We start from the raw sequence: 17,420 nt of genomic DNA, 5'->3' as shown, positions 1-17,420 counted from the left end.
TTTGACACTCGCGATGGTCTGACCGAAGCTGATGGCTTTGCGATAGCTGCCCTAGCTTTTGGACGCCTGCATGTCAAAGTCACGCCGTTACGCCCTTATCGGCCTGTGCGCCCTGCTGTTGATTGTATTGGTCACCTGGTTTTTCTCCCGTCCTGCCCCGGTGGCTGTGCCGCCGGCCATTGCCCATGGCTATGCCAAGGCACTCAAACAGGCGCATAACGGCGAGCCGGGCGCTGCGCGAGTGCTGTATCAACAGTTGGGTCGGCCGGACCTCTCGCCCGAGCGGCGGGCCGCCCTGCATGCCGAACTCCCCAACTATCCCAGCCCGCAGGCGCTGAAGCTTGCGGATAAAGACCTGGCCGATGAGTCACCGCTGGTGCGTGAAGCGGCGATCCACAGCATTGTGGGCCTGGTGCCCACCGGCCAACGCACCTTGTTGCTCGGCCCGGCCCTGGATGACCCGGAGCAGGAAGTGCGCTTTGCTGCCGCCAATGCCTTGCTGGGCCTGTCCCCCGACACCCTGGGCTTGTATTTCGGCCCGTTGCAGCAAGTGCTCGACGAATTCGTGAAAAAGATCAAGGCCGAGCCCGAGTCGGCGCAGAACTGGATTCAACTGGCACGGTTGTACATTCACAGCGCCTTGCTGGCGGACGCGCAAAACGCCCTGGAGCAGGCCATACGCCTGCAGCCGGACAACCTGCAAGCGGTGGTGGCGCAAATCGAGTTACTCGACAAACAAGGCAAGTCGGAAGAGTCCCGTCAGTTACTCGCACGGCAATTGGCCGCGCACCCGGAATCGGCCTATCTGCAACACGCCCTGGGCATGTGGTTGCTGCACCATGGCGAGCGCCCGTTTGCATTGCTCGGCCTGTCCAAGGCTGTGGAACTGGAGCCGGACAATCAGGATTACCGCTATGACCTGGCCACCACTCTGCACGCCCAGGAGGAACTCGAGGCCGCTCAGCGCCAACTCGAAGAAATCATCCAGCGCCACCCTGCCAACCGCAAAGCTCGCGTGCTGCTGGTCAATTACTGGAAAGAAAGCGGCCAATTGCAGAACGTGCAAGTCTTGCTTGCCCAGCTTGAGCAGCAGAACCCTGATGACCCGGCACTGCAACAAGGCCTCTAGCCCAGCTACAAAAACTTGTAAAAAACCTGCCCTTTTGTACAAATATTACAAAGCGTTGAACCGCTACAGGCCGCCACGGTCAAGTAAATATGGCGCGTCTCGAGCGGGCGCGCACCACCATTTGTACGTGATCTGAGGGCACTCCTTGTCTACATCCAATACGCTGTTCAGTGAGAAGGCAGCCACCGGCATCGAAGGTCTTGATGACATTCTTTCCGGTGGGCTATCGCGCAGCCACCTGTTCCTGCTGGAGGGTGAACCGGGTACCGGCAAGACCACCGTCGCCCTGCACTTCCTGCAGGCCGGCGCGCAAAACGGCGAGCGCTCGCTGTATATCACCCTGTCGGAGACCGAGCGCGAATTGCGCCAGGGCGCCAAGTCCCACGGTTGGGACCTGGACGACAATATCCATATCTTCGAACTCACCCCGCCGGAAAGCCTGCTCAACGCCGAGCATCAGCAAAGCCTGCTGTATTCCTCGGACCTTGAACTGGGTGAAGCGACGCGGCAGATCTTTGAAGTGGTCGAGCGCGTCAAGCCGACCCGTGTGGTGGTCGACAGCCTGTCGGAGATCCGCCTGCTGGCGCAAAGCTCGCTGCGCTATCGCCGGCAGATCCTCGCGATCAAGCACTACTTCGTACGTTATGACGCGACAGTGTTGCTGCTGGACGACCTGACCACCGAATCCCTCGACAAGACTGTGCACAGCGTGGCCCACGGGGTGATTCGCCTGGAAGAACTGACCCCCAACTACGGTGCCGAGCGCCGCCGGGTGCGGGTGGTGAAATACCGCGGGCAGAAATACCGGGGCGGCTTCCATGACTTCACCATTTTGCAGGACGGCGTGCATGTGTTCCCGCGCCTGGTGGCGGCCGAACATCGTGGCGGCTACGACCGCCAGACGTTGACCAGCGGCATTAAAGAACTGGACCTGCTGTTGGGCGGCGGCATCGAAACCGGCTCCAGCAGTTTGATTCTAGGCCCGGCCGGTACCGGCAAATCGCTGATCTCGATGATCTTCGCCGCCGCAGCCGTGACGCGCGGAGAAAAGGCCGCGCTGTTCATCTTCGACGAAGAACTGGGGTTGCTGTTCGAACGCATGAAAAACATGGGCATCGACCTTGAAGCCCTGCAGGCCACCGGCAACCTGTTGATCGAACAGGTAGACGCCGCCGAGCTGTCGCCGGGTGAGTTCTCCCACCGCGTGCGGCGTGCGGTGGATGAGCGCGGCATCAAAACGGTGGTCATCGACAGTATCAACGGCTACCAGGCCGCGATGCCGGAAGAAAATGCGCTGATCCTGCACATGCATGAGCTGTTGCTGTACCTCAACCGCCGGGGTGCCGCCACCTTTATGACCGTCGCCCAGCATGGCCTGGTCGGCGACATGCAGGCACCGGTCGACATCACTTACCTGGCCGACACGGTGATTCTGCTGCGTTACTTTGAAGCCATTGGGCAGGTACGCCGGGCCATTTCGATCATCAAGAAACGCACCGGCTCCCATGAATCGACGATTCGCGAATACCGTATCGGCAGTCGCGGCATGACCGTCGGCGAGCCCCTGGCCAACTTCCAGGGCGTGTTGCGCGGTATCCCAACCTACATGGGCGCAGGCTCCCCATTGCTCAAGGATGAGGGTTAGTGACCGATCTGGCCCCCACCTTCGAGCGCGCGATCATTCTCGCGCCGTTGGGACGTGATAGCACCCTGGCACTGATGATGCTCAACGAGGCCGGCTACAGCGGCATCGTAGCCAATAGCCTGGCGTCGCTGTGCGAGATGCTGGAAGACGGCGCCGGCGTGCTGATTGTTGCCGCCGAGGCGTTGCACGGTGTCGATCTGGAGCCGTTGCTGGAACACTTGCATCAGCAGCCGGCCTGGTCCGACCTCCCTATCGTGTTGATGACTCACCATGGTGGCAGCGAGCAGAGCGGTTCGTCCTATCTCAGCGGGCTGTTGGGCAACGTCACATTTCTCGAGCGCCCTTTCCACCCCGTGACGCTGATCAGCCTGGTGAGTGCCGCCCTGCGCGGCAGGCGACGCCAGTATGAAGCGCGCGAGCGTCTGGTCGACCTCAGCCAAAGTGAATTGCGCCTGCAACGCACCCTGGAAACCCTTGAGCAGCAGGTCGAGGAGCGCACCGCGCAACTGCGCAACAATGAAGACGCCCTGCGCCAATCGCAGAAAATGGAAGCCGTCGGTCAATTGACCGGCGGCATTGCCCATGACTTCAACAACATGCTCACCGGCATCATCGGCAGCCTGGAATTGCTGCGCCGGCGCATCGCGCGCGGCAAGCTGGATGACCTCGACGGTTTGATTGACCTGGGCGTGACCTCGGCCAACCGCGCCGCGGGCCTGACTCACCGCTTGCTGGCATTCTCGCGGCGCCAGTCGCTGGACTCCAAGCCGGTGGAGATCAACCAGCTGGTCAGTTCCATGGGCGAGCTGTTGCAGCGCAGCATCAACGAAAGCATCGACCTGGACATGCGCCTCGCCGACGCACTATGGACGGCCGAAGCCGACCCCAACCAACTGGAAAGCGCCCTGCTCAACCTGGTGCTCAACGCCCGGGACGCCATGCCCAACGGCGGCCGCCTGGTAGTGGAAACCACCAACCGTCACCTCGACAGTGTGTTTACCGCCGCCTACGGCACTCTCGAACCCGGTGATTACGTAGAGCTGAGCGTCAGTGACAACGGCTGCGGCATTCCGGAAAGCGTGATGGGCCGAGTGTTCGACCCCTTTTTCACCACCAAACCCATTGGCCAGGGCACCGGGCTCGGACTCTCGATGATCTACGGGTTTGCCCGACAATCCCATGGGCATGTGACGATCCACAGTGAAGTCGGCAAAGGCACCACCGTCAGCCTGTTCCTCCCCCGCTTTATGGGTGAAATGCAGGTGGAAGAATCGATCAACCCGGCGCTGCTGCCGTTTGCCAATGCGGGCGAAACTGTGCTGATCGTCGAAGACGACCCTGCCGTTCGGGTATTGGTGAGTGCCGTGTTGAAAGAATTGGGCTATGGCTTTGTTGAAGCCGGCGACGCCAATGCGGCGGTGCCGATCATCGAGTCCGAGCAGCGTATCGACTTGCTGATCAGTGATGTGGGGCTACCCGGCATGAATGGCCGGCAACTGGCGGAGATTGGCCGGCAGATACGTCCGGGCCTGAAGGTGCTGTTCATCACCGGTTACGCCGAACACGCGGCGGTACGCGGCGGTTTCCTTGATCCAGGCATGCAGTTGATCACCAAGCCGTTCACGTTTGACCTGTTGACGGCAAAAGTCAGAGAGATGATCAGGGACTAGGGCTGCAGCGCAGCCCTCAAACGTATCAGGCCAACAGGCGCTGGATATGCTCTTGCAGCGTATCCAGGTCGAACGGCTTGGCCAGGATCGGCGCGTTGCGCGTGATCGGGCTGTTGCAGTCGAGAATTTCCTGCGGGTAACCGCTGATAAAGATCACTTTCAATTCCGGACGCAGCTTGATCGCCGGCTCGGCGATCTGCACCCCGGAAATACCGCCCGGCAGACGGTAATCGGTGACCATCAGGTCCAGGTGCGGCTTGGTCGCCAGGATTTCAAAGGCCTGCTCACCGTCAATCGCTTTCAAGACCCGATAGCCCAGGCCAGCCAGGTATTCACCCAGCACAAACATAATTGATTCGTCGTCTTCGACGATCAGTACAACATCTTGTGCATCTTCACTCATGGGAAGCCTTTGTCCGGTCAATAGCTGCAATTACGACCATGGGGTCACGCAGAGGTTGCGTCGGGGTGACGATTGATTTCATGCCGACGCGGCCAGGGGCAGGCACACCCGGAACAGGGCGCCCTCGCCTATCCGGCTCTCGACCTCAATGGTGCCACCATGGGCGGCCACGATCTGCTCGGAAATGAACAGTCCAAGGCCCAGGCCAGCTGCGACCTGGCTGGCGGAAACCCGCTCGAATTGCTGGAAAATACGCTTCTGGTTCTCTTCGCTGATGCCAATGCCGCGGTCACGCACCTCGACCCGCGCCTCGCCGTGCTCGGTGTACACCCGCACGTCCACCGGGCTTTTGGCGCCGTAGCGCAAGGCATTGGTCAGCAGGTTGGTCACCACTTGTTCGATACGGAACTCATCCCAGTTGCCCTCCACCGGCTGCTCGGCAACAAGCTGCATGGATGAGTCCGCCGCCGCCACCTGCGGCGCGAAGTTTTCCACCAGGTTGCGCACCAGTTGAGCCAGGTCGAACCGCGCCGGGCGAATCGACAGCTTGCCGGTGCGGATGCGCGACACATCGAGCATGTCTTCGATCAGGCGGATCAGGCTCTGGATCTGGCGCTCATCGCGGTCGACCATGGCGTGCATCTTGTCCAGGGTAAACGCCGCAGCGTTATCGCGGGCCAGGTGCATCTTGCGCAGTTGGGTCTCCAGAATCAGCCCGTTAAGCGGCGTACGCACTTCATGGGCAACAATGGACATGAAGTCGTCACGCATGCGCACCGCTTGCTCCAGCTCGGCCTGGGTGGCCTGCAGGCGGTTGAGCAGCAACTCCTGCTCGCGGCGGCTGCGCTCCAGGGCTTCGACCTGCTGCTTGACGGCCTTGCTCTGGCGGTACAGGTCGACGAACACATTGACCTTGCTCTTGACCGCGTGGATATCCAGCGGCTTGTGCAGGAAGTCGACGGCGCCGCTCTCGTAGCCCTTGAAGGCATAGTTGAGCTCGCGGCCGGCGGCGCTGACGAACACAATCGGGATGTTTTTGGTTTTTTCGGTGCCGCGCATCAACTCGGCGAGTTCGAAACCGTTCATGCCGGGCATCTGTACGTCGAGAATCGCCATGGCGAACTCGTGTTCCAACAACAGGGACAACGCCTCATCGGCGCTCAATGCCTTGAAGACCTGGCGATCCTCGCGCTTGATCAGCGCTTCGAGGGCCAGCAGGTTTTCCGGCAGATCGTCGACGATCAGCAGTTTGGCCTGGACATTACTTAACATGGGGAGTTTTCCAGGGAAGCCAGCCATGAGCCGATCTGGCTCAAGGTGAGAATATGATCAGGTGTGTGCAGGGCCAGGGCCGCCAGCGGCATCACGGCGATGCGTGCTTCCTTGGGGTCCTGTACCACGGTGGTACCGCCTGACTGTTTGACATGAGCCAGTCCACGTGCGCCATCCTGGTTGGCGCCGGTCAACAAAATCGCAAGCAGGCCGTGGCCGTAGGTATCGGCCGCCGAGGCGAACAGATAATCGATGGCAGGCCGCGAATGGTGCACGCGGTCTTCCTGGCTGAGGGACAGGCTGCGGTCGTGCTCTACCGACAGGTGATAACCCGGCCCGGCAAAATACAGAGTGCCCGCCTCGATCACTTCCTTGTCCCGCGCTTCCCTGACCGGAATGCGCAGGCGCCGGGCAAACACTTGCGCCAACTGGCTGCGGCGCTCATCGGGCAAATGCAGCACGGCAATGATCGGCAACCCGAAACCCTCGGGCAGCTCGCCAAAAATACTCAGCAACGCCTCTACACCGCCGGCGGAGGCGCCGACGACGATGGCTTCAATCCCGTGAATCGGGCTGGCAGGCGCGTCGCTCATGATTTGCGGTAGATCCGTTCTTGCTTGACCAACGGTTCGAATTGCTTGCTGTAGGCGGAAAAATCCAGGGTTTCCTTGCTGCCCAGCACCAGAAAGCCGCGATGACACAACGACTCGTGGAACAACCCAAACGCTCGGTCCTGCAACTTTTTATTGAAATAAATCAGTACGTTGCGGCATGAAATTAATTGAGTTTCCGAGAATACGCTATCCGTCGCCAGGCTGTGATCGGCAAAGGTCACATTCTCGCGCAGCGTCTTGTCGAAGATGGCGTAATCGTATGCCGCCGTGTAGTAGTCAGCAAATGAACGTTGGCCACCGGCCTGCTGGTAGTTGGCGGTGTAGGCGCGCACGTTCTCCAGCGAGAAAATGCCCTGCTTGGCTTTGTCCAGCGATGCCGGGTTGATGTCGGTGGCGTAAATGATCGTGCGCTCGAGCAAACCCTCCTCGCGCAGCAGGATCGCCATGGAGTACACCTCCTCGCCCGTGCTGCAGCCGGCGATCCAGATCTTGATCGAGGGGTACGTCTTGAGCAGCGGCACGACTTCCTGGCGGATGGCCAGGAAGTGCGAGGGGTCACGAAACATCTCGCTGACCGGAATCGTCAGAAATTGCAGCAATTGCATGAACGCTGCCGGGTCGTGCAGCACCCGTTCCTGCAGCGCGGAAATGGTCGCGCAGTCAAACTGGCGCAAGGCATGGGCCACACGGCGCTTGACCGACGCGCCGGAATAATCGCGAAAGTCATAGCTGTACTTGAGGTAAATCGCCTCGATCAACAGGCGCAGCTCAATATCGCTGCTTTTGTCCAAAAAACTGCGCTCCACTTAAATGCGTTCCATCTTCGGCAGCCATACGCGAATCAGTGAAAACAGGCGATCCAGGTCAATCGGCTTGGCCAGGTAATCGTTGGAGCCCGCCGCGAGGCAGCGCTCCTGATCGTCCTTCATGGCCTTGGCCGTCACCGCGATAATCGGCAGCTTTTTCCAGCGCGGGTCCTGACGAATCAAGGCCGTGGCCTCGTAACCGTCCATCTCCGGCATCATCACGTCCATCAGCACCAGATCGATATCGTCGACTTCATTGAGTTTATCGATGGCTTCACGGCCGTTACGCCCGATCACCACCACAGCGCCTTTGTGCTCCAGGGCACTGGTCAGGGCGAAGATGTTGCGCACATCGTCGTCCACCAGCAGAATTTTGCGCCCCTCGAAAACCTTGTCGCGGCTGCGCGCGGTCTTGAGCATCTTCTGGCGGTCATGGGACAGCTGGGATTCGACTTTGTGCAGAAAGAGTGTGACCTCATCCAGCAAACGCTCCGGCGAGCGGGCGCCCTTGATGATGATCGAGCGCGAATACTTGCGCAGCTCGGCTTCTTCGTCGCGGGTCAGGTTGCGCCCGGTGTAGACGATTACCGGCGGGAAGGAACAAATATCCTCGGTGGCCATGCGCTTGAGCAGCTCGTTGCCGAGCATGTCCGGCAGCTTCAGGTCAATGATCATGCAGTCGTAGATGTTGGTACGCAGCAGGTCCAGCGCCGCCTGGGCGTAGCCGACATCGGTAATTTCAATGTCATCGTCGCCAATCAGGCGGGCAATGCTGTCGCGCTGCAGGTCGTCGTCTTCCACCAGCAACACACGCTTGACCTTCTGGGTCAGCTTGGCTTCGAGGCGCGCAAACACATCCTTGAGCTCTTCGCGGGTGGTGGGTTTGACCGCGTAACCGATGGCGCCCATGTGCATGGCGGCTTCGACGCGGTCTTCCACGGAAATCACATGCACGGGAATGTGGCGGGTGTTGGCGTGCTCCTTGAGGCGTTGCAGCACGGTCAGCCCGGAATGATCCGGCAGGCGCATGTCCAGCAGGATCGCGTCGGGGATGAACTCTTCGGCCAGGCTGTAGCCCTCGTCCGCGCCATGGGCCACCAGGCAGTGGTAGCCCAGCTCATGGGCCAGGTCGAACAGGATGCGAGCGAAGTTCGGCTCGTCTTCCACTACGAGGATGCAGCGCGTGGTAAACGGCGCCTTGTCACGGTCGTCGGCGAAGCGCGGGATCAGGGTGGTATCGGCCACGGGCAATGGCGAAATGGCAACGGGCTTGGGTGCCGGCGCAGAAACGGCCTGGCGCGGCTGTTCGATGGGCGCCGTATCTTCCTCACGTTCCACATACTGTTCAGGCAACACCAGTGTGAAAGTACTGCCCTTGCCGGGCTCGCTGGTCACACTGATATAGCCGCCAAGCAAGGTGGCAAGGTCTCGGGAAATCGACAGGCCCAGCCCGGTGCCGCCGTAGCGGCGGTTGGTGGTGCCATCGGCCTGGCGGAAGGCCTCGAAGATGCTTTCCTGCTGATCGGGCGCAATGCCAATGCCGGAATCGCGCACGCTGAAGGCAATGCCCTCCCCCGGCGCGCGGGCCACGGACAGACTGACTTCGCCGTGTTCGGTGAACTTGACCGCGTTGGACAGCAGGTTCTTGAGGATCTGTTCCAGACGCTGGCGGTCGGTAAACAGCATGGCGGGCGCATCGCTCTGCACTTCAACCTGAAAGCCCAATTTGCGATCGGCCGCCAGCGGCTCGAACATGCCGCGCAGGCCGTCCACCAAGCGGGCCACACTGGAGTTCTCGGGGCGCATTTCCAGCTTGCCGGCCTCGACCTTGGAAATATCCAGAATGTCGTTGATCAGGTTGAGCAAATCATTGCCTGCCGAATAGATCGACTCGGCAAACTTGACCTGTTCGGCGCTCAGATTCTCCTGCGGGTTCTCGGCCAGCAGCTTGGCCAGGATCAGCGAACTGTTGAGCGGCGTGCGCAGCTCGTGGGACATGTTGGCGAGGAATTCGGATTTGTACTTGCTGGAGCGTTGCAATTCTTCGGCGCGGTCTTCCAGTTCCAGTTGGGCCTGGTTGAGTTCGACGTTCTTGCGATCCATGGCATCGCGTTGCTCGGCCAGGGTCTGGGTTTGCTCGGCCAATTGTTCGTTGGTCTGCTCCAGCTCAGCCTGCTGGGTTTCCAGGTGGGCCTGGGATTCCTTGAGGATGCGTGACTGTTCCTCGAGTTCTTCGTTGGCGGTCTTGAGTTCTTCCTGCTGCACTTGCAGCTCTTCGTTGAGCTGCTGGGTTTCGGCCAGCACTTCCTGCAGACGCTGGCGGTAACGGGCGGCTTCGATGGAGGTGCCGATGTTGCCGGCGATCAGCTCAAGCAATTCCACGTCGCGCTCTTCCAGCGAGCGCAGGAAACCCAGCTCGATCACGCCGTTGACGCGGTCGTCGTCGCTGGTTGGCATCACCAGGACGCTGCGGGTTGAACCTTCGCCCAGACCGGAGCTGACCTTGAAGTAGTCCACCGGTACGTCGTCCAGGCGAATCAGGCGATCAAGCTGGGCGGCCTGCCCGACGATACCTTCGTCGCTGTAGATCGACTGTTCCTGTTGTTCCTGTTCACGGGAGAACCCGTAGGTGGCCACGCGCTTGAGGCCGCCGTGCTCTTCACGCACATACAGCGCGGCTACGGCCGAGCCCATGTATTGAGCAAAAAATTGCAGGATGTTGCGGCCCAGCAGGTTCAACGTTAGTTGGCCAAGCACCTGCTCCGCCAGCTCAGTCTGGCCGTTACGCAGCCAGGCCTGCTGTTCGAGGCGTTTGGCAATTCGCTGTTGTGACGCGATGTTTTCGTCATAACTCTCGGAAAGAGAAAGCAGGTTCTTCCTGCCGATGTACGCCAGAAAACCGCTCAAGCCGAGCACAAACGCCAGGTAAAGCGTGACGCTGATCACCGTGGTACGGGTGACGTCTTCATTGCGGCTGATACGGAACTGTTGCTCCATTGCGACTGCGTCGTCGTATTCCTTGCGAATCTCGTCGGTCAGACGCTTGCCTCGCCCAGCCTTCACTGCGCCTCGGTAATCGCCACTGGTGCGCTGCAACTCAATCATCGAGGCAGCGTAGTTGTTCCATTCGATTTGCAGGGCTTCCAGGCGCTTGAGGCGGTCGACCTGCTGGGTGTTATCCGCCACCAGCTCCTGCAGGTTGCGCAGGTCGGCAATGATGCGTGGCTTGGCCACTTCGTAGGGGTCTAGGAAATGCTCATCGCCGGTAATCAGGAAACCGCGCATGCCGGTTTCCAGGTCCACCGTCAGCTTGGACGACTCATTGAGGTTGTTGATGACCCGGTCGGTGTGCTCCACCCACTGAATCACCGAGAGCAAATAGGTGATCAGCACGACAAAAAACACTGCGCTGAGCACACCCACGCCCAACGGCAGGGCCACGTTGCGGCTCAGGAGTTTACGAAAGCTCTTTTCATCGACGGACGAAGCGGGAGTCATGGGCGTGCCTTGGCCAGATGCGGAAAAAGGGGGAGTTTGCCCGAATGTCAGGGGTCAGGGCTACGTTTCTGCGCCGATTTGACGCAAAAGCCTACGTATAGCCGGCCAATTACACGCTGATTCAAGCCGATTTCGACAACACATTTACACAAATGAAAACACATACCTGAAGGACGCCTGGAACGCGATCCAGTCCTTGATCACTCACGGTGGCGCCTCAGGAACATGGAAGATCATTTTGGAAGGTGCCTTTCTGATTTATCAAAGGTAAGCCACATGACCATGAATATTGTGACATCGCGCCAAGTTGGTTTTTCCCCTGCCGTACCTCAAACCGCCTCAGCACAAGTGGCTGAAGTACCGGTACCGTCAGACAGCCAGCGAATCGGCGACGTTGTTAAAGCAACACCCACCCCCCTGTCTCGTTTGCTCGCCGACAGGGAAAACGTAGAAAATCTGGCGTTGCGCCTCCGTGGGATCGAACCATGGTTTGACAGTCACTCTTCAGCGTGGGTGGACGACACCATGATCGGGGTGCTTCAAGGCTCGAGCTATGCTTCAACGGGTGGAACATCGGTAAAGGTGAGCACCTTTATCACAGACCTCGGCTACAAAATCCCCACCACGAAACAGGAACTCAGCGACCTGGCCAGCGCATTGGAACAACGGGTTTTAAAACACCCCCTGGGCGACTTGGGTGGTGGGCTAACCTGGCCGGTTCCGATGTCACAAGCCGATCAGGATAAACTCAAACTTTTTCTGGGTTCTCCCCATCCATCTTTCCCGGACTTTCCGCTGCATATCCACAAGAACACGTTGAGCTACTTGTTGAGTGGAAGTTCGGTTACATCCGAGGATCTGAAACACCCGGTCGATGCGCTGCAAAAGTTGCTGGATTCACCTAAAGCTCAGGCATTGGGACAAGCGCTACAAACGCATTTGAACGGCGTTGCCTCGGATACCAGTGTTTACGACTATCTGTTGGCAGCACTGAACATTGGATTCAACCTGAGTAGCATCGCCGCGCCAGCACGAAATGAGATAGTCGCCTTCAACCTGCAGAAACCTGATCACTGGGGAAAAAAACCTTCCGAAGTGGTCGCAGGCCTCAAGCATTGGCTTGTCGAAATAGATCGCGCAACATCCACGACTGCCCCCCTCGCGGCTCGGCTGCTGCTAGGCGTCAGCGCCCCGCAATACCAGATCAAAGACATTCCCGACAGCGTGACCATCGGCAGCCTGGCCTGGGTCAACCTGTCAATTGCTGCGGCGACTGTGGAGGCTGAGCAGCCGGGGGCTGTCGCCAACATGAGCTACGCCCAGGTCATGAGTTATGCAAAGACCACCGAAGGTCAACCGCACGCCATTGCATCGGCGCAAAGGAACGCGCTGGTGGACTGGGCAGTCATCAACGGCGTCATTGAGAAAAGTGCCGATGATATCTACAACCCTGCACAGCTCGAAACCATCAGGAAGTCATTCAACCGGCAAACCAATGAGCGGCTATTGGCCTCGCAGGCATTGGACAAGCCGATACCGACCCGAAAAGAACTGGCCCTGGAAAAACTGAAGGAGCGCTTTGGCGATTTGGGGGCGCTTTTCGAAGAAAAGCTGCTGGGTACCGATGAATATCAAGGCGAGCCGGGGCAAGTCGGGTTGGGCGGCATGCACTCACTGCTGGACATCGCCATGATGGACTTGCCGAACTCCAGGCCTTTTACGTCGAGTGACCCGCGCATTCCTTTGGAAACATTGAACAAAGACCGAACGTTTGGCGTCGCGCAAGCATTCGATCAGCAGTTCGCCCACTCGATTGAAGAAAAAAAGAAGGCCGTCATTACGACGGTGCAGCACATGATTGCTCAGCTCCCGTTGGAGGACCGGAAAAAATTCGACTTTGGGAAACTCACTTTTTTTCAATTGGGCTCTTACGAGTTAGGCGAACAACTGTGGGGCAGCACCCCGAATGCAAATGAACCGGAGTTGTTGGTTAAAGCTGAACTTAATGGTGAAACCCAAGCGTATTCAATCAATTTCAACCGCGGCACGATCGAGAAAACGTCGCTGCACAGGATAACCAAGCCCAAAGAGAGGTCGGCCAACACGGTATTTACGGTCAAGGAGTTCAATCCCGGTGGTGAAGCGGGGCATGTCAGTAATCAAAGACAGCTGGATGACAAACCCCTGGATAGTTTCAACAGCGGCCGTTCTTACCAGGTGGGCAGAATATTCGCCGAACACCTCAACCTCGACGACCCCGCCATAAAAGAGAACGCACGCGGGCAGACTACCCTGGACAAGCTGAACGGAGGGCCCAAGCCATTGGGTGATTTCTTGTTGAACCTGATTCCTTTCCGTTCAGCCATTGTCAACTTTCAAAAAGGCAACTACGGCGATGGGGTGTTCGACCTCACACTGGATATTTTCGGGTTTCTTACCGCCGGTGCGGCGACTGCCGGAAAACTGATCAAGCTGGGCGGCTCCGCGCTCTCCAGCGGAGCGAAGGCGTTGCAAGCGGGCAAAATCATCGGGGTCGCAACCATCGGTGTACTCAACCCGGTGAGCGGCCTGGGCGATTTGGCTGCAACAGGCGGTAAATTACTTGGCAAGGGCGTAAGTAAACTGCTGTCCAAAGGCAGCGAAATTGTCAACACCCTCAAGGGTGCGACGGGTAGTTATGATTTGCTCAAGGCGGCCAGCAAAAACCAGGGAATCATGGCGACCGGCACTTACACCTTCGCTGAACAGACTATCGAAGGGGGGGCCGTGTTTCGAGACGGCAAATGGTACGGCTATGACCCTGTCGGCAAGCGCCCATACGGTGCTGAGATCAAGGGCTTCATTCCCAATGTCGTGGCGTTTGAAGGCGAAGTCAGAGCACTCACCGACACTTGGATCGGAAAGATGATTGGTTCGGTGCTCGCGCCCCCGGCGCCCAACCCCTATTTCCGGCGGGACTATCGACTGGCAGTGCAAAACGCTCAAACGGTGGATAAGGCCGCCTTCATACGTGGCCAGAACACCGCAACGCCGCCAACGATCTATGGCTACTCTTCAGCGATGAAACAGGATGATTTGAAACGCTTGGCGGTGGCCGAAGCGCGCACGCCGCAAGAGCTCGGCAGCCTGGAAAGACGAATCTCGGAACTTGACGTTCTCCCGGACCGCTTAAAGACGGCCCGGGAAACAGCCGAAATCGTTGACCTTGATGCTTATCAGAAAGGGTACAACTCAGGAAAACCCACTGCCATCAGTGGTTTTTCAGAGGGCTTGACCAATAACCAGCTTGCAGAACTTGCCGTCGTCCGCGGACGCACGCCCGAAGAAGTTGGTCAATTGGTCAGGTATATCGAAAACCAAAGAATCAACACCAGCCTGGAAAACTTCAGGGTTTTCAGTGAGGAAGTGACGGCTGCGGGCGGCAAGGTGACACCGCTTCCACAAGGTTTTTACCTCAGTCAAGTTGCACTGCTCTCGGAAGGTGAGTGCGCGGCGCTCTCCAACGCGTTTGCAGCGGCCGTGAAACAGGGTAAACAGGATATCCTCATAAAAAACCTTTACACCGCGATGGTACCGACGCTAAGCCCGCTGCAAATTTCCGAATTGCGCAAAGTAGACCCTGCCAAAGCGTTGCTTGAGCAAAATCGGGCGACCAAAGCCAATCAGTTCCGTGAGCACTTGAATGAGCTTCAGAGCCTATTGCAAACCCAATTCCACCACGGGATGCAATCCCGGCAAATTACCCACACGGCGATCATTGCAGAACTGGCCAATGCCACGAGCTCGAAAGCCTTGCTGATAGAGGCGCGTGGGCACGGCATTACCGCTGGGGTCGTCATCAAGGGAGGGAAAAAGGAATGGTTTTATTTCGACCCTAATTTCGGTAAAGCCACCTTTACGAGTGAGGCGGCAATGAGCGCGGGTCTGGAAAGCACATTGAAGACGGGCAGAACCAAACAGTTGTTGCCTGACTTCGGAACCAAGCCCGGAGTACCCGAATACAAAGTGTCAACGTTTCAAGAAGTGGAATTGAACACTATCACCCGATCCGTACCGGGCGATATTTCGGATTTGTTCAACACAGAATTGTAACGCACACTTCTCCACCCGCCGTGGCACGACGGCCGATGCAACAGTGTGGCGTGGCAATACACGCTCAGGTTGCGTCCGCCGATCGTGTCGGCATCCCGACCTATTTCATGAGTCCTGTCGAGGGTTGCACTTTAAATCCTTCGTCCCTCGGGACATTCTTCCCGCCAAAGGTCACAATGCCAGCAATTGTTCGGAACTTGCTGGCGCCTCCAAGACTCATTATTGAGTTATCTCTACCCGCCAGGCTTCACCTCCCCCTTTTTTCAGGAATGTTTTCTATGCCCTCCACCGCCTCCACCATCCTTGTAGTCGAAGACGATGCCATCGTGCGCATGCTGATCGTCGATGTACTCGAAGAGTTGGAGTTCTCGGTGGTAGAAGCCGCGGACGCTGAAGAAGCCCTCAAAGTCGTTGAAAACACCCGCCAGGCCATCGACCTGATGATGACCGACGTCGGCCTGCCCGACATGGATGGCAAGCAATTGGCGACCAAAGTGCGTGTACTGCGCCCCGCCCTGCCTATCCTCTTTGCCAGCGGCTATGCCGAGAACATCGACGTGCCACCCGGTATGCAGGTCATTGGCAAACCCTTCTCCATTGACCAACTGCGCGACAAGGTCAAATCGATGTTGCCGGACGCCTGAAAAGGCATGCGGGCAACTGCACGATTCGAGCAATTCCTTCGTTAAACCGGCAAAAATCGGCTTAACTGCACCTCAGTCTATGCAGGTGCTGCAACCTGTGCCCGCCGAAAAGTCATCGCGCATCAAGGCTCACGATTTGCCCCCTATTGCAGGGATTAACGTGACGTTCGGCCAATAAAACAGGAAACTCGGCGCTTTGACTCCCCCGCCCGTTTAAACGAACTCAGGAAGGACGCAACAACATGATTGGAAAACCGACGCGCCTGCTGTTGGCGAGCCTCTCGATACTCATGAGTACCGGCGCCTGGGCCGACTTCACGGCCACCCCCGCCGAAGCCCGGGCCATTGCCAAGGAAGCCTATTTGTACGGCTACCCGGTGGTGGCAATGTACAAGACGCTCTACACCCAGGCCGTTGACAAGGGCGGCGCCAACTTCAAGGCGCCGTTCAACCACATCGGTAACACGGCGCAAGTCTTCACCCCCAAAGACACCGCATTCGTCACCCCGAACGCTGACACGCCCTATTCGTTCGTGTGGATGGACCTGCGCAAAGAGCCTCTGGTGCTGACCCTGCCCAAGATCGAAGACAACCGTTACTACTCGGTGCAGTTGATCGACCTCTACACGCAAAACATTGCCTACCTGGGGACACGCAGTACCGGCAACAACGGCGGCCACTACATGATCGCCGGGCCCGATTGGAAAGGTCAGCAGCCGGTGGACATCGACCGCGTGGTCTACAGCGAAAGCAACATCGCTTACGCCCTGTACCGCACGCAGTTGTTTGACGAAAAGGACCTGAGCAAGGTCAAGCAGATCCAGAGCGGCTACAAAGTGCAGCCGTTGAGCAGCTACGTAAAACAACCGGCGCCGGCCAAAGTGCCGAAAATCGAGTGGCCAAAGCCCATGGCCACCATGACCGAAGGTCCGCAGCTGTTCCGCTACCTCAACTTCATGCTGAGCTTCGCGGCGCCCCAGGACAGCGAAAAGGACGTGCTCGCGCGCTTTGCCAAAATCGGTATCGCGCCGGGGGCGCCGTTCAAGGTTAAAGAGCTGACAGCTGAGCAACGCAAGGCCCTGGAAGACGGTATCGCCGACGCCCGCGCCGAATTTGCGGCGTTCAAGAAAGACAAGATCGACACCCACCTGGTCTCCAGTGGCGATCTGTTCGGCAGCCGTGACCGCCTGAAAAACAATTACCTGTACCGCTACGCGGGGGCCGATCTGGGGATTTTCGGCAACTCCACCGACGAGGCGATCTACCTGACCTACTTTGTCGACAGCGAAGGCAAACCGGCCAACGGCGCGCGCCACAGCTACACCGTGCACTTTGCCAAGGACCAATTGCCGCCAGCAGACGCCTTCTGGTCGCTGACCATGTACGACGCCAAGACCAAGTTGCTGGCGCCGAACCTGAAGAAACGCTACCTGATCAATTCGCGCATGCTGCCCAACCTCAAGCTGGACGCCGACGGCGGCCTGACCCTGGCGTTGCAGCACCACGAGCCGCCGAAAGCCGAACAGAGCAATTGGCTGCCTGCGCCTCCCGGCCCGTTTTATGCCGTGCTGCGTATTTACCTGCCCAAGCCTGAGGTGGTGAATGGTCAATGGAAATTGCCGCCATTGATTCCGCTCAAGTAACGCC

The 17,420-nt window shown here is 58.5% G+C and carries 11 protein-coding genes; 6 read left to right on the top strand and 5 right to left on the bottom strand.

From position 1 onward, the window contains the following. The first annotated feature begins 70 nt into the window (after positions 1–70). The 3 genes from ATI14_RS22770 to ATI14_RS22760 all read left to right on the top strand — a co-directional run bounded on the left by ATI14_RS22770 (position 71) and on the right by ATI14_RS22760 (position 4,444). Positions 71–1,129: a HEAT repeat domain-containing protein gene (locus ATI14_RS22770; protein ID WP_016974443.1), complete on the top strand. Its 1,059-nt coding sequence runs from the start codon at positions 71–73 to the stop codon at positions 1,127–1,129. A gap of 145 nt (positions 1,130–1,274) precedes the next feature. Beyond that, positions 1,275–2,774, top strand: coding sequence for an ATPase domain-containing protein (locus ATI14_RS22765; RefSeq protein WP_016974442.1), 1,500 nt, complete (start codon positions 1,275–1,277; stop codon positions 2,772–2,774). Further along, complete coding sequence (locus tag ATI14_RS22760; RefSeq protein ID WP_016974441.1) at positions 2,774–4,444, top strand: ATP-binding protein; 1,671 nt, start codon at positions 2,774–2,776, stop codon at positions 4,442–4,444. The genes ATI14_RS22765 and ATI14_RS22760 overlap by 1 nt, the downstream gene beginning before the upstream one ends. Positions 4,445–4,469: 25 nt before the next feature. Here ATI14_RS22760 and ATI14_RS22755 read toward each other — a convergent pair whose 3' ends face one another. The 5 genes from ATI14_RS22755 to ATI14_RS22735 form a co-directional block, all read right to left on the bottom strand. Next, positions 4,470–4,847, bottom strand: a complete 378-nt coding sequence (locus ATI14_RS22755; protein ID WP_003217591.1) for a response regulator — start codon at positions 4,845–4,847, stop codon at positions 4,470–4,472. A gap of 78 nt (positions 4,848–4,925) precedes the next feature. Beyond that, positions 4,926–6,119 carry a hybrid sensor histidine kinase/response regulator gene (locus tag ATI14_RS22750; RefSeq protein WP_080520446.1) on the bottom strand — a complete coding sequence of 398 codons (1,194 nt, stop codon included), beginning with the start codon at positions 6,117–6,119 and terminating at the stop codon, positions 4,926–4,928. Further along, positions 6,113–6,712, bottom strand: coding sequence for a chemotaxis protein CheB (locus ATI14_RS22745; RefSeq protein WP_016974440.1), 600 nt, complete (start codon positions 6,710–6,712; stop codon positions 6,113–6,115). Before ATI14_RS22745 ends, ATI14_RS22750 begins: the two co-directional genes overlap by 7 nt. After that, positions 6,709–7,539, bottom strand: a complete 831-nt coding sequence (locus ATI14_RS22740; RefSeq protein WP_016974439.1) for a CheR family methyltransferase — start codon at positions 7,537–7,539, stop codon at positions 6,709–6,711. Before ATI14_RS22740 ends, ATI14_RS22745 begins: the two co-directional genes overlap by 4 nt. Further along, positions 7,540–11,037, bottom strand: coding sequence for a response regulator (locus tag ATI14_RS22735; protein ID WP_016974438.1), 3,498 nt, complete (start codon positions 11,035–11,037; stop codon positions 7,540–7,542). Between the two features lie 276 nt (positions 11,038–11,313). Between ATI14_RS22735 and ATI14_RS22730 the strand changes: the two genes are divergently transcribed. From ATI14_RS22730 to ATI14_RS22720, 3 genes are all read left to right on the top strand, one after another. Next, positions 11,314–15,129, top strand: a complete 3,816-nt coding sequence (locus ATI14_RS22730; protein ID WP_016974437.1) for a hypothetical protein — start codon at positions 11,314–11,316, stop codon at positions 15,127–15,129. A 278-nt stretch (positions 15,130–15,407) separates the two neighbouring features. After that, complete coding sequence (locus ATI14_RS22725) at positions 15,408–15,773, top strand: response regulator (RefSeq protein ID WP_016974436.1); 366 nt, start codon at positions 15,408–15,410, stop codon at positions 15,771–15,773. Between the two features lie 242 nt (positions 15,774–16,015). Next, on the top strand, positions 16,016–17,416 hold the full coding sequence (locus ATI14_RS22720) for a DUF1254 domain-containing protein (RefSeq protein WP_016974435.1): 1,401 nt from the start codon (positions 16,016–16,018) through the stop codon (positions 17,414–17,416). Positions 17,417–17,420 lie beyond the last annotated feature (4 nt).

The sequence above is a fragment of the Pseudomonas tolaasii NCPPB 2192 genome, assembly GCF_002813445.1.
Classification (GTDB): Bacteria; Pseudomonadota; Gammaproteobacteria; order Pseudomonadales; family Pseudomonadaceae; genus Aquipseudomonas; species Aquipseudomonas tolaasii.
Note: the sequence above shows the minus strand (reverse complement) of the source record. Positions and strands in the feature narration are given on the sequence as shown.

Bases quoted from the DNA above. Each gene is read 5' to 3' on its own strand.
- ATI14_RS22755 (WP_003217591.1), bottom strand. From the start codon at position 4,847: ATGAGTGAAGATGCACAAGATGTTGTACTGATCGTCGAAGACGACGAA.
- ATI14_RS22770 (WP_016974443.1), top strand. From the start codon at position 71: ATGTCAAAGTCACGCCGTTACGCCCTTATCGGCCTGTGCGCCCTGCTG.
- ATI14_RS22735 (WP_016974438.1), bottom strand. From the start codon at position 11,037: ATGACTCCCGCTTCGTCCGTCGATGAAAAGAGCTTTCGTAAACTCCTG.
- ATI14_RS22750 (WP_080520446.1), bottom strand. From the start codon at position 6,119: ATGTTAAGTAATGTCCAGGCCAAACTGCTGATCGTCGACGATCTGCCG.
- ATI14_RS22720 (WP_016974435.1), top strand. From the start codon at position 16,016: ATGATTGGAAAACCGACGCGCCTGCTGTTGGCGAGCCTCTCGATACTC.
- ATI14_RS22745 (WP_016974440.1), bottom strand. From the start codon at position 6,712: ATGAGCGACGCGCCTGCCAGCCCGATTCACGGGATTGAAGCCATCGTC.
- ATI14_RS22730 (WP_016974437.1), top strand. From the start codon at position 11,314: ATGACCATGAATATTGTGACATCGCGCCAAGTTGGTTTTTCCCCTGCC.
- ATI14_RS22725 (WP_016974436.1), top strand. From the start codon at position 15,408: ATGCCCTCCACCGCCTCCACCATCCTTGTAGTCGAAGACGATGCCATC.